At 72.2% G+C, this 12,099-nt stretch carries 12 protein-coding genes; 6 read left to right on the top strand and 6 right to left on the bottom strand.

Translation table 11 applies throughout. From position 1 onward, the window contains the following. Nucleotides 1-20: 20 nt before the first annotated feature. The 3 genes from MQV74_RS21575 to MQV74_RS21565 are packed head-to-tail and all read right to left on the bottom strand — an operon-like array spanning nucleotide 21 to nucleotide 2,709. Nucleotides 21-824, bottom strand: a complete 804-nt coding sequence (locus tag MQV74_RS21575; RefSeq protein ID WP_242720000.1) for a TrmH family RNA methyltransferase — start codon at nucleotides 822-824, stop codon at nucleotides 21-23. Continuing rightward, entirely contained in the window at nucleotides 821-2,059 is a 1,239-nt protein-coding gene (locus tag MQV74_RS21570) for an HTTM domain-containing protein (protein ID WP_242719998.1), read from the bottom strand. Before MQV74_RS21570 ends, MQV74_RS21575 begins: the two co-directional genes overlap by 4 nt. A 20-nt stretch (nucleotides 2,060-2,079) precedes the next feature. Further along, complete coding sequence (locus MQV74_RS21565; RefSeq protein WP_374120664.1) at nucleotides 2,080-2,709, bottom strand: DUF5819 family protein; 630 nt, start codon at nucleotides 2,707-2,709, stop codon at nucleotides 2,080-2,082. A 932-nt stretch (nucleotides 2,710-3,641) separates the two neighbouring features. On the opposite strand from MQV74_RS21565, the gene paaA reads away from it, so the two are divergent. The 6 genes from paaA (at nucleotide 3,642) to MQV74_RS21535 (ending at nucleotide 8,560) form a co-directional block, all read left to right on the top strand. Continuing rightward, nucleotides 3,642-4,697 carry a 1,2-phenylacetyl-CoA epoxidase subunit PaaA gene (paaA, locus tag MQV74_RS21560; protein WP_242719996.1) on the top strand — a complete coding sequence of 352 codons (1,056 nt, stop codon included), beginning with the start codon at nucleotides 3,642-3,644 and terminating at the stop codon, nucleotides 4,695-4,697. Continuing rightward, entirely contained in the window at nucleotides 4,694-4,984 is a 291-nt protein-coding gene (paaB, locus tag MQV74_RS21555; RefSeq protein ID WP_138960827.1) for a 1,2-phenylacetyl-CoA epoxidase subunit PaaB, read from the top strand. The genes paaA and paaB overlap by 4 nt, the downstream gene beginning before the upstream one ends. Next, nucleotides 4,981-5,706: a 1,2-phenylacetyl-CoA epoxidase subunit PaaC gene (paaC, locus tag MQV74_RS21550; protein ID WP_242719994.1), complete on the top strand. Its 726-nt coding sequence runs from the start codon at nucleotides 4,981-4,983 to the stop codon at nucleotides 5,704-5,706. Before paaB ends, paaC begins: the two co-directional genes overlap by 4 nt. Next, entirely contained in the window at nucleotides 5,700-6,200 is a 501-nt protein-coding gene (gene paaD / locus MQV74_RS21545; RefSeq protein ID WP_242719992.1) for a 1,2-phenylacetyl-CoA epoxidase subunit PaaD, read from the top strand. The genes paaC and paaD overlap by 7 nt, the downstream gene beginning before the upstream one ends. Beyond that, on the top strand, nucleotides 6,200-7,267 hold the full coding sequence (paaE, locus tag MQV74_RS21540; protein WP_242719990.1) for a 1,2-phenylacetyl-CoA epoxidase subunit PaaE: 1,068 nt from the start codon (nucleotides 6,200-6,202) through the stop codon (nucleotides 7,265-7,267). Before paaD ends, paaE begins: the two co-directional genes overlap by 1 nt. Before the next feature lie 144 nt (nucleotides 7,268-7,411). Beyond that, on the top strand, nucleotides 7,412-8,560 hold the full coding sequence (locus MQV74_RS21535) for an acyl-CoA dehydrogenase family protein (protein WP_242719988.1): 1,149 nt from the start codon (nucleotides 7,412-7,414) through the stop codon (nucleotides 8,558-8,560). 77 nt (nucleotides 8,561-8,637) lie between these two features. Here the strand turns inward: MQV74_RS21535 and MQV74_RS21530 are convergent, their stop codons facing one another. The 3 genes from MQV74_RS21530 to MQV74_RS21520 form a co-directional block, all read right to left on the bottom strand. Further along, a complete protein-coding gene (locus MQV74_RS21530; protein ID WP_138966823.1) occupies nucleotides 8,638-8,967 on the bottom strand; it encodes a rhodanese-like domain-containing protein in 330 nt (109 codons plus the stop codon). Between the two features lie 105 nt (nucleotides 8,968-9,072). Beyond that, nucleotides 9,073-9,915 (bottom strand): J domain-containing protein, encoded by an 843-nt coding sequence (locus MQV74_RS21525; protein ID WP_242719986.1) that lies wholly within the window; start codon nucleotides 9,913-9,915, stop codon nucleotides 9,073-9,075. A gap of 202 nt (nucleotides 9,916-10,117) precedes the next feature. Next, nucleotides 10,118-11,653 carry a DUF2252 domain-containing protein gene (locus tag MQV74_RS21520; protein WP_242719984.1) on the bottom strand — a complete coding sequence of 512 codons (1,536 nt, stop codon included), beginning with the start codon at nucleotides 11,651-11,653 and terminating at the stop codon, nucleotides 10,118-10,120. Nucleotides 11,654-12,099: the final 446 nt, after the last annotated feature.

Genomic DNA, 12,099 nt, shown 5'->3' with positions numbered 1-12,099 from the left:
CGGCCCCCGGGGGCGGAGGCTCAGTCCTTCGCCCCCGGCGGTCCGCCCGCCGGCCCGTGGAGCGACGACCAGTGGAACAGCGTCATGCCGACGCTCGTCGCCAGGTTGTAGCTGGAGACCTGCGGCCGCATCGGCAGGGACACCAAGTGCTCGGCGCGGGCCCGCAGCTCCGGCGACAGACCGCTGCGCTCGGAGCCGAAAGCGAGAACGGCGTCGTCGGGGAGCTTGAGCCCCCGGATGTCCTCGCCCTCGGCGTCGAGGGCGAACACCGGGCCCGGGGGCAGCTCGTCGACGTCCAGGCGCTCCACCGCCGTGGCGAAGTGCAGCCCCGCACCACCACGGACCACCGTGGGATGCCAGGGGTCGAGCGTGCCGGTGGTCACCACACCCGTCGCGCCGAAGCCCGCGGCGAGCCGGATCACCGCCCCGGCGTTGCCGAGGTTGCGCGGATCGTCCAGGACGACGACGGGCGTGGTCCTCGGCCTGCGGGCCAGCACCTCCAGGTTGGCGGCGCGCGACGGACGTACCGCCAGAGCGGCCACGGCGGTGGGGTGCAGTCGGGGCACCAGGGCGCGCAGCGTCGCGTCGTCGGTCTCGGCGAGCAGCCCGTCGAGCGCGTCCGTGACGTCCGGCGCGAGGTCCTCCGCAAGAGCGAGCGCGGCCGCCTTGTCGCTGGTCAGCGCCACCGGGACACGCGCGCCGAAGCGCAGGGCGTGCTTCAGCGCGTGAAAGCCGTCCAGCAGGACCGACGTAGCCGCGAGCCCGCGCCACACCCGCACCGCGTCCGCCGTGCCCGGCCCCTCGCCCTCATCCGTACCGCTCATGCACCGAAGCCTACGCGCGCGTGCTCGGCGCTCTCCTGTGCGCTCCGGCCGCCCTGCGGGGCCGTCCGCGGCTCCGCAGGGACCCGGGCAGGACCGGAGTCCCCGCGGAGCCGGGACAGCGGCAGGCGGGCGGACAGAGCTCCGCGCGCGCGTGCCGACCACGTCCCGAGCCGCCGCAGGAACGGCGTCGGCAGGAACACCGCGTCGGCCGCGATCATCGCGAGCGAGAAGAACGGCAGGCCGAGGACCACCGCGATGACGGCGTGCTCGCAGATCATCAACGTCAACAGCACGTTCTTGACACGCCGGTTGAGCAGCGTGAACGGGAAGGCGACCTGCACGACGACCGTCCCGTAGGTGATGACCATGATCATCACGCCGTGCGAGGACAGCAGCTCCGACAGCGCGGGCCAGGGCGAGAAGTAGTCCAGGTTCAGCGGGTAGTAGACCGCCGTCCCGTCCTGCCAGCGACTGCCCTGGATCTTGTACCAGCCCGCCGTCGCGTAGATCAGACACGCCTCGACCATGATCACGAGAAGGGCCGCGTTGTGCACGAGGTTGGCCACGACGTCGAGCAGCAGCCGCTGCGCCCCGCGTGGCGCGTGCCGCTCGGCGGCCCACCACAGGCCCTGGGACGCCCACAGCCCCCAGAAGAGCACCAGCCAGAACCAACCGAGCTCGCCCATGCCCGTCACGAGGGCCAGCGCGAGCCCGAGCGCCCCCCACAGCACGGGACCGACGCGGTCCACGCCGTCCGCACGCGCGCGTGCCCGTCGTCGCGCGTCCAGGGACCACACGTGGCCGCAACGCGTGAAGACCAGGTAGATCGCCATCAGATGGATGACGTTGTCGCCGCCGTCGCCCATGAAGATGCTGCGGTTCTGCAGCGAGAGGACACCGATCATGAACAGCACGGACATGGTCCGCGTACGCCACCCCACCAGCAGCAGCGCACTCGTGAGCATGGCGAAGCCGTAGACGAACTGGAACCAGAGCTGCGCGTCGGACCACATGAGCACCGTGAACGCGTCGTTCTCGGAAAGCAGCTGGCGTGCCATGTCCCAGCCCCACGGGCCGTCGGGGCCGTACAGCTCGTTCCGGTGCGGCAGTTCGCGCAGCAGGAACAGCAGCCACGTCGCCGCGAAGCCGATGCGGACCACCGCGCTCTGGTACGGCCCGAGGGCCTGCGCGGAGACGCGCTGGAGCCCCCGCGCGAGCGGTACGAGACGCGGCACTTGACGCTCCTTCGGGCGGCTCACCGGGCACCACTCCCCTCGGCGACGTCACGCCTCGCGCGCGTGCCGTCGGCCAGCGGCAGGTCGTCCGGGGTCACTGACCACCACGGCAGCAACCGGAGAATCGGTTTGGCGTCGTTCTTCTCGTCGCTCCACTTCGGCGGCCGTACGCCCGTCGTCCGCGAGCGGACCTGCACCTGGTCGATCGCCTCACCGCGCGCGAGCGGCTCATGGCGGTCGATGCGCAGCAGCACGATGCGGCGGACGTAGCGCTCGGAGATTTCCCCGCGCAGACCGGTGGGACGATTCTGCGCGTCGTGCGTGGACACGAAGAAGTCCCAGGCCCGGCGCAGTTCGTTCTGCTGGGTGTGGCTCGGCAGGAGATTGTGGTCGATGGCCGCGCCGTCCTGCGCCGACAGGTCGTACCAGCGGGTGACCCGGCGGCCGCCGTCGGCGGTACGCAGTTGCGCGCGGGCCTGCACCGCGACGTTCTGCTGCAGCGGATTGGGCGCGAACAGCTTCCAGTTCTGCTCGAACTCCGGGTACACCCAGTCGTAGATCTTCTTGCCGTGCTCCTTGCTCACCGTGTTCGCCGGGGCGACGTGCAGGAACAACATCCCCAGGTGCACGCAGACGGTGACCGCGACCAACGCGAGCGCGAGGGCGGCGGCGAGCTGGTAGCCACGGGGGAGACCGGCGATTCCTGCGGGCAGGCCGGGGCCGAGGCTGGGGCCGGTGGGGAGGTCGGGGCCGGATCCGGGGCGGCTGGGGAGGCCGGGTCCGGGGCCGGCGGGCAGGCCGGGCGGGGGGCTGCCGCTGTTCGGGGGAGCACCCGCGGTCGAGGAGTCCGCCTCGGCCCACGAGCCAGCGCCGGCGGGGAAACCTCCGTCGGCCGAAGGGGCACCCTCTGCGGAAGAAGCCCCGTCGGCCGTCGGGGCACCACCAGCAGAAAGACCGCCGTCGACTGAAGGGGCACCACCCTCAGAAGAAGCGCGGTCAGCCGAAGGGGCGCCAAACGCCGCAGAGGCGCCATCAGCCGCAGAGGCACCACCCATCGCAACGGCACCGTCGACCGAAGAGACGCCACCGTCGACCGAAGAGACGCCACCGCTGCGGGATCCGCTGTCGGTCGAGGGACCCTCGTCGGCCTCGTGCGCCCCGTCGCTCACGGATGCCTCATCCGTCCCAGGCAGCTCATCAGCCGCAGGTGCCCCATGGACCTCTTGCGCCTCCCTCACCTCGGGGGTCTGCTCAGTCCCACCCGACACTGAAGGCGCAATGGCCTCGTCCGGCGCGGAAGGCCCGTCGGCCCCGTCCGGCACAGGGGACCCGTCAGGCCCGACAGGCCCGTCCCGCGGGCCCTTGTCGTAGGCGTCCATTCCGTCCCGTTTCCCGTTCCCGCACCGAACCCTGCCGCCGGAACCGTACTCAGGCCTGCCCGCCAGGCACAGCGGCACGGAGGTTATCCACAGGGTTGACACCTTATGGCGAGGCGCCGCACCATTGAATTCCGGCGGACCGAACGATCGGTCGGGAGGCCGTCGAAGGACGCAGAGACTGCCCGAGGTCGAGGGGGACCGAGATGGCGACAGCGCACAAGGCGCCCGACGCGGCGAAGGACAGGGCCGCGCCCGGCCCCGCGACCACCGGCGCGGTCCCGGACACCACCGAGCTCGAAGCCCTCTTCGACGCCGCCGTGGCGGCCGACGAGCGCATCGAGCCCCGCGACTGGATGCCCGACGCCTATCGCGCGACGCTCGTGCGCCAGATCGCGCAGCACGCCCACTCCGAGATCATCGGCATGCAGCCGGAGGCGAACTGGATCACGCGCGCCCCGTCGCTGCGCCGCAAGGCGATCCTGATGGCCAAGGTCCAGGACGAGGCGGGCCACGGCCTGTATCTGTACAGCGCGGCGGAGACGCTCGGCGTCAGCCGCGACGAGCTGCTCGACAAGCTGCACTCGGGCCGCCAGAAGTACTCATCGATCTTCAACTACCCGACGCTGACCTGGGCGGACGTAGGCGCCATCGGCTGGCTCGTCGACGGCGCGGCGATCACCAACCAAGTCCCCCTGTGCCGCTGCTCGTACGGCCCGTACGCACGCGCGATGGTCCGCGTCTGCAAGGAAGAGTCCTTCCACCAGCGCCAGGGGTACGAACTGCTGCTGGCCCTCAGCCGCGGCACCCCCGAGCAGCACGCCATGGCCCAGGACGCCGTGGACCGCTGGTGGTGGCCGTCCCTGATGATGTTCGGCCCCCCGGACGCCGAGTCGTCGCACTCCGAGCAGTCCATGACCTGGAAGATCAAGCGCCACTCGAACGACGAGCTGCGTCAGCGCTTCGTGGACATTTGCGTCCCCCAGGCCGAGTCCCTCGGCCTCACCCTGCCCGACCCCGACCTGCGATGGGACGAGGAGCGGGGACACCACACGTTCGGCCCCATCGACTGGAGCGAGTTCTGGTCGGTCCTCAAGGGCAACGGCCCGTGCAATGAGGAGCGCATCACCCAGCGCAGGCGCGCCCACGAGGAAGGCGCCTGGGTGCGCGACGCGGCAGCCGCGTATGCCGCCAAGCACAGCGACCACGACAAGGACCGCCGCCCCGCGGCGCTCGGCACCCCCGCGGAGGCGACCGCATGAGCAGCTCGACCGAATGGCCCCTGTGGGAAGTGTTCGTGCGCTCGCGCCGCGGCCTCTCGCACACCCACGCGGGCAGCCTGCACGCCCCGGACGCCGACATGGCCCTGCGCAACGCCCGTGATCTGTACACCCGCAGAAGCGAAGGCGTCTCCATCTGGGTCGTGCCCTCCGCCGAGATCACCGCGTCGTCCCCGGACGAGAAGGACTCCTTCTTCGACCCGGCCGCCGACAAGCCGTACCGCCACCCGACGTTCTACGACATCCCGGAAGGAGTGAAGCACCTGTGACCACGACCCCCCGCACCGCCGACGTCGCGGCCCTCGCCCTCGGCGACGACGCGCTGGTGCTCTCGCACCGCCTGGGAGAGTGGGCGGGCCACGCCCCCGTCCTCGAAGAAGAGGTCGCCCTGGCGAACATCGCCCTGGACCTCCTCGGCCAGGCCCGCATCCTGCTGTCCCTCGCGGGCGACGAGGACGAGCTGGCGTTCCTGCGCGAGGAGCGCGCCTTCCGCAACGTCCAGCTGGTCGAGCAGCCCAATGGCGACTTCGCCCACACCATCGCCCGCCAGCTCTACTTCTCCGTGTACCAGAACCTGCTGTACAACCAGCTGGCCACCACGGACAGCGAGTTGGCGCCCCTGGCCGCGAAGGCCGCCAAGGAAGTCGCCTACCACCAGGACCACGCCGAGCAGTGGACGCTCCGGCTCGGCGACGGCACGACGGAGAGCCACCAGCGGATGCAGCGCGGCCTGGACGCCCTGTGGCGGTTCACGGGAGAGCTGTTCCAGCCGGTGCCCGGCCTGGACATCGCCTGGCAGACGCTGCGCGAGCAGTGGACCGCCACGGTCACCGGAGTCATCGAGAAGGCCACGCTCATCGTCCCAGATGGCCCGCAGAGCGGGGCCTGGACAGCGGGCGCGGGGCGCGAGGGCCTGCACACGGAGCCGTTCGGCCGGATGCTCGCCGAAATGCAGCACCTGCACCGCAGCCACCCGGGGGCGTCATGGTGAGCGTGGCGCCCACCGCCCTCGAAGAGCGCCTGCTCGCCCTGGCGGGTTCGGTGCCCGATCCCGAGCTGCCCGTCCTGACCCTCGCCGAGCTCGGCGTGGTCCGTGCCGTGCACGCCAGCGGCCCCGGCCGGGTCGAGGTCGAGCTGACGCCGACGTACACCGGCTGCCCCGCGATCGAGGCCATGTCCGCCGACATAGAGCAGATCCTCCACGAGCACGGCGTGGCCGACGTCCAGGTGCGCACGGTGCTCTCCCCGGCCTGGTCCACGGACGACATCAGCGCCGAAGGCCGCCGCAAGCTCGCCGAGTTCGGCATCGCACCGCCCCGCCCGCACACCGCCGAAGGGCCCGTGCCGCTCACCCTCGCCGTCCGCTGCCCGCACTGCGGCTCCACCGACACCGAGCTGCTCAGCCGCTTCTCGTCCACGGCCTGCAAGGCGCTGCGCCGCTGCGTGGCCTGCCGCGAACCCTTCGACCACTTCAAGGAGCTGTGATGGCGCGCTTCCACCAGCTGCGCGTAGCGGCCGTCGAGCAGCTCACCGACGACTCCGTGGCCCTGACCTTCGAGGTACCCGCGGACCTGCGCGAGGACTACCGCTACACCCCGGGCCAGCACCTCGCCCTCCGCCGCGTTGTCGACGGCGTGGAGATCCGGCGGACCTACTCGATCTGCTCTCCGGCACCCGCCCCCCAGGACACCGGGGCCCCCGGCACGTTGCGGGTCGGCGTGCGCGTGGTGGACGGCGGCGCCTTCTCGACGTACGCGCACAAGGAAATAGCCGTGGGCGACGAGCTGGAGGTGATGACCCCCGCGGGCCGCTTCACCCTGGACCCCGCCCCCGGCCGGTACGCGGCGGTGGTCGGCGGCAGCGGCATCACCCCGGTGCTCTCCATCGTCACCACGCTCCTGGAGCGGGAGCCGCGTGCCCAGTTCTGCCTCATCCGCAGCGACCGCACCACGGCGTCCACGATGTTCCTCGAGGAGGTCGCCGACCTCAAGGACCGCTGGCCGGACCGGTTCCAGCTGGTGACGGTGCTCTCCCGCGAGGAGCAGCAGGCCGGGCTCACCTCCGGGCGGCTCGACCAGGAGCGGCTCGCGGCCCTGCTGCCCGCGCTGCTCGCGGTGCCCGAGGTCGACGGCTGGTTCCTGTGCGGCCCGTACGGCCTGGTGCAGAGCGCGGAGCGGACCCTGCGGTCCCTCGGCGTGGACCGACGCCGCATCCACGAGGAGATATTCCACGTCGACGACGCCCCCACGGCAGCCGCGACCGCACCGGTGCGCGAGCACAGCACCGTCACCGTGACCCTCGACGGCCGCTCCGGCACCTGGCCGGTACAGGCGGGGGAGACGCTCCTCGACACGGTGCTGCGCAACCGCGCGGACGCGCCGTTCGCCTGCAAGGGCGGAGTCTGCGGCACCTGCCGGGCCTTCAAGGTCTCCGGCGACGTCCGCATGGACCGGAACTTCGCGCTGGAGCCGGAGGAGACCGAGGCCGGATACGTCCTGGCCTGCCAGTCCCATCCGACCACGGACAAGGTGGAGCTGGACTTCGACCGCTGAGCCGACCGCTGCCGCGCGAGTGCGCCCACCACTGGGGCAGCATCTGTTCCCATCCGTTAGAACCTGTTCTATCTTGACGATCCGTCAGAAACGGTGACGGGGCGAACGGACACGACCAGGCCGGCGCGCGCGGGAGGACGAACAGTGGACTTCACCTTCACCGAGGAGCAGCAGGCCGCACTCGAAGCGGCCCAGGCGGTCTTCGCCGACGTCGCGCCCGACGGCGTGCCCAGCCCCTCCCTCACCCCCGGGGCCGTCGCCGACGACTTCGACCGCGCCCTGTGGGCCAAGCTCGCCGAGGCCGACCTGCTCAGCCTGCTCCTCGCCCCCGAGTACGGCGGCTCCGGCCTCGACGCCATCGCGCTCTGCCTCGTCCTGCGCGAATCCGCGAAGGCACTCGCCCGTGTCCCGCTCCTGGAGTCCAGCGCGGCCGCGTACGCCGTCCAGGCCTACGGCAGCGACGAGTTGAAGCAGCGGCTCCTCACGAGGGCCGCTCGGGGCGAGGCCGTCCTGACCGTGGCCGCGCACGGCCGCACCGGACACGACGGAGCCGAACTCGCCGTCACCGCACGGCCCGACGGCGCCGGCTGGCTCCTCGACGGCGTCCAGACCGCCGTGGCCTGGGCGTACAACGCCGACTTCGTCCTCGTACCGGCCACCGCCCCGGAAGGCCGCACCGTCCTCGCCGTCGTCCCCCGCGCCGCCCCGGGCCTGAGCCTCGCCGAGCAGATCTCCACCAGTGGCGAACGCCTCGGCGAGCTGCACCTGGACTCCGTACGCGCGCCCGCCTCCGACGTCATCACGACCGACGGCGCCTGGGACTTCCTGCGCGACCTGCTCACCACAGGCACCTGCGCGCTCGCGCTCGGCCTCGGCACCAGGGTGCTGCGCATGACCAGCGAATACGCCGGGAAGCGCGAGCAGTTCGGCCACCCCATCGCCACGTTCCAGGCCGTCGCGGTCCAAGCCGCCGACCGCTACATCGACCTGCGCGCGATGGAAGCGACCCTCTGGCAGGCCGCCTGGCGCCTCAGCACACCGGACCGCACGGCCCCCGGCGACGGGCTGCTCCCTGTCGCCGCCGACATCGCCGTGGCCAAGACCTGGGCCTCGGACGGCGTACGCCGCGTCGTCCAGACCGCACAACACCTGCACGGCGGCTTCGGCGCCGACACCGACTACCCCCTGCACCGCTACCACGCCTGGGCCAAACACCTGGAGCTCTCCCTCGGCCCGGCGGCAGCCCACGAGGAAGCACTGGGCGAGGTACTCGCCGCCCACGCCCTCGGCTGAGCCGACACGCGACACGGCCGGAGCCCACCCGACGGGGCACACCGCCCGCGCGGGAAAGAGGCAGCGGCGGCAGCGCCCTAGATCACGGTGCCCGGCTGACCCTTGTCATCGACGACGGGCTTGCCGGAGGCCTCCCAGACCTGCATGCCACCGTCCACGTTGGCCGCGTCGATGCCCTGCTGGGCGAGGTACATCGTCACCTGCGCCGAACGGCCCCCGGACCGGCAGATCACATTCACCCTGCCGTCCTGCGGCGCCGCCTCGGTCAACTCCCCGAAACGGGAAACGAACTCACTCATCGGAATGTGCAGCGCATCCGCCGCGTGGCCAGCCTGCCACTCATCGTCCTCACGGACGTCGAGCAGAAAGTCGCCGTCCGAGAGATCAGCGACCGTGACCGTGGGCACACCAGAACCGAATTCCATGCCACCGACGCTACCCGACCCCCGCACCACGGCCCCGCCCGACCGCCCGGAGCCGACGGGCCACCGCAGCCACCCGGCCGCCGCCGCTCACGTCGCGGTCAGCCGCTCCAGCTCCGCCTCACGCTCCGCGACCTGCGCGAGCAACTGCTCGGCGATCTCCTTGAGCAGCCGGTCGGGGTCGTCGGGCGCCAGCTTCAGCATCGCGCCGATCGCACTCTCCTCCAGCTCCCGCGCGACCACCGAAAGGAGCTCCTTGCGCTGCGCGAGCCACTCGAGCCGGACGTACAGCTCCTCGCTGGGGCTGGGCCGCTGATCCTCGGACACCGGCCCCGCGTCCCACTCCTCCAGGAGCTCCCGCAGCAACGCCTCGTCACCACGGCCGTACGCCGCGTTCACCCGGGCGATGAACCCGTCACGCCGCTCCCGCTCCTGCTCGTCCTGCGCGAGATCGGGGTGCGCCTTGCGCGCCAGCTCCCGGTAGAGCTTGCGGGCCTCGTCACTCGGCCGCACCCGCTGCGGCGGCCGCACCGACTGATCGGTCAGCATCGCGGCGGCCTCGGGCGGCAGCCCGTCACCGTCCATCCAGCCGTGGAACAGCTCGTCGACCCCCGGCATCGGCAGCACCCGCGCCCGCGCCTCATCGGCCTTGCGCCGGTCCTCCGGATCACCGGACCGCGCCGCCACCGCCTCGGCGATCTGCGCGTCCAGCTCGTCGAGGCGCGTGTACATCGGGCCGAGCCGCTGGTGATGCAGCCGGGAGAAGTTCTCCACCTCGACCCGGAACGTCTCCACCGCGATCTCGTACTCGATCAACGCCTGCTCGGCCGCCCGCACAGCCCTTTCGAGCCGCTCCTCGGGCCGCGCACCACCCTCGGGCGGCGCGCCCTCCGGCGTCTCGTCTGGCACCTGCTCGGCTTCCGGGCTCGTCACCAGCCCAGCGTAGGCCACACCCCGAGCAAGCCCCCGCCCAGAGCCCCAATCTCCGGGGCCCCACCCCCTCCCCCCTCCCCCTCAGCCCCCCACGCCCAGCCTTTCAGACACACCCCCGCCCCCAGGCCGTGTCCGCCCACCACCATTACGGACACGCCCTCGCCCCACCCACCCCTCAAACGCCCGCCTCCGCAGATGCCCCTCAAACGCCCGCCTCCGCAGCCACCCGTCCCTCGCGCACGGCCGCGACAAGTCGGGCGTGGTCCGCCTCTGTGCGGTCGGCGTACGTGATCGCGAAGTCGGCTATCGCCTCGTCCAGTTCGTCGTTCTTGCCGCAGTAGCCGGCTATGAGCCGGGGGTCCGCGCTGTGGGCGTGGGCGCGGGCCAGCAGGGCGCCGGTCATGCGGCCGTAGTCGTCGAGCTGGTCGGCGGCGAGCGCGGCCGGGTCGACGCTGCCCTTGCGGTTCCTGAACTGCCGTACCTGGTAGGGGCGTCCGGCGATCGTGGTCCAGCCGAGCAGGAAGTCACTGACGACCTGCATCCGCTTCTGGCCCAGCACCACGCGCCGGCCCTCGTGGGTGGCTTCCTGCTCCTTGAACCCGGCCGTCGGCAGGTGCGGCAGCAGCGCCGAGGGGCACGCCTCCTTGACCTGGAGGACGAGCGGCTCGCCCCGGTGGTCCAGGAGCAGCACCACATAGGAGCGCAGCCCGACGCTTCCCGTGCCGACGACGCGGAACGCCACGTCCTGGATCGCATAGCGTGCGAGCAGGGGCAGCCGGTCCGCCGACAGCGTGCTCCGGTACTCGCCCAGGGCCAGGGCCACCGCTGCGGCCTCGGCGTCCGGTATGCGGCGCAGGACCGGAGGCGCGTCGACGAAGCGCCGGGGTATGACGCCGCCGTGGTCGTCCCCGGCGGTGGGAACGGGCTCGGTCGACTTGGCCGCGAAGCGGGCGCTCGTGTTCTGCCGGGCCTTCTCCGAGACCCGGTCGAGGGTGCCGAGCAGGTCGCGTGCGTCGGTGTGGGAGACCAGTTCCTCGTCGGCTATCGCGTTCCACGCGTCGAGGACCGGGAGTTTGGCGAGGAGCCGCATCGTGCGGCGGTACGCGCCGACGGCGTCGTAGGCGGCTTCCTTGCAGGTGTCCTCGGTGGCGCCCGCCTCGCGGCCCGCGAGGACGAGGGAGGTGGCCAGGCGTTTGACGTCCCACTCCCAGGGGCCGTGCACGGTCTCGTCGAAGTCGTTCAGGTCGATGATGAGGCCGCCGCGCGCGTCTCCGTAGAGCCCGAAGTTGGCCGCGTGGGCGTCGCCGCAGATCTGTGCGCCGATGCCGGTGGTGGGGGTGCGCGCGAGGTCGTACGCCATGAGTCCGGCGGCGCCGCGCAGGAAGGCGAAGGGGGTCGCGGCCATTCTGCCGGTGCGGATGGGGGTGAGCTCGGGGATCCGGCCCTTGTTGGTCTCGGCCAGGACGGCGAGGGGGTCGGGGCGGTGATCGTCCTCGGCGTACTCCGCGTGTGCGGAGCGCGGGACGCCGGTGCGCAGGGCCTTGCCTTCCTGCTTGGGCCGCGGGTGGTGGCCCGCACCGTGCGCGGGCAGACGGGCGAAGCCGTCCACGTGCGGCAGCCGCCTGGCACCTTCCGGCTCCCGCGGCCCCGGCACCACCGCACCGGCCCCGGACGCGCCCGCGTCACCGCCGAGCGACCCGCCCGAGCCGGATGTGTCAGTTGTCTCAGTCACGGCCATCGCCCCCCGAATTCCGGCGTCCGCGTGGCCACGTCGGCGTGTGCGCCCCGTCCGGGGCGGAGCCGTAGCACGGCGTCGCGGACATCAACTGGCTTCGACCGTACCGCCGTGAGCGAATCCTCGTCACAGCCTGTGGATAACTTCGGTCGGACGCTCACACGCGCCGCCGCATGACATACATCACTGATCCGGAGGGGGGGGCGCACTCGGCTCCGGAGGGGGGCGCCCTCGCCTCCGGAGGGAGGGTCGCTCGGCGGGATCGGCAGGACCGACAGAAAGGCCGACCGCGAGCGCACGCACCGGCACCGACACCGACCGAAGTGACCTCCAGCACAGTCCGGCCTGCAACGGCCCGGCCCGCCGAGTCAGGCCCGCAGCCCGCCCCCAGCACTGCACCCCAGCCGCAGCCCGGCCTCGGCCCGACCCACGGGCCCGACCCCCGGCAC

Source organism: Streptomyces sp. AN091965 (assembly GCF_022698285.1).
Classification (GTDB): domain Bacteria; phylum Actinomycetota; class Actinomycetes; order Streptomycetales; family Streptomycetaceae; genus Streptomyces.
Note: the sequence above shows the minus strand (reverse complement) of the source record. Positions and strands in the feature narration are given on the sequence as shown.

What these genes read in the sequence shown, in the direction of transcription:
- paaB (WP_138960827.1), top strand. Translation starts at nt 4,694, where the DNA reads ATGAGCAGCTCGACCGAATGGCCCCTGTGGGAAGTGTTCGTGCGCTCG.
- paaE (WP_242719990.1), top strand. Translation starts at nt 6,200, where the DNA reads ATGGCGCGCTTCCACCAGCTGCGCGTAGCGGCCGTCGAGCAGCTCACC.
- MQV74_RS21520 (WP_242719984.1), bottom strand. Translation starts at nt 11,653, where the DNA reads ATGGCCGTGACTGAGACAACTGACACATCCGGCTCGGGCGGGTCGCTC.
- paaA (WP_242719996.1), top strand. Translation starts at nt 3,642, where the DNA reads ATGGCGACAGCGCACAAGGCGCCCGACGCGGCGAAGGACAGGGCCGCG.
- MQV74_RS21575 (WP_242720000.1), bottom strand. Translation starts at nt 824, where the DNA reads ATGAGCGGTACGGATGAGGGCGAGGGGCCGGGCACGGCGGACGCGGTG.
- paaD (WP_242719992.1), top strand. Translation starts at nt 5,700, where the DNA reads ATGGTGAGCGTGGCGCCCACCGCCCTCGAAGAGCGCCTGCTCGCCCTG.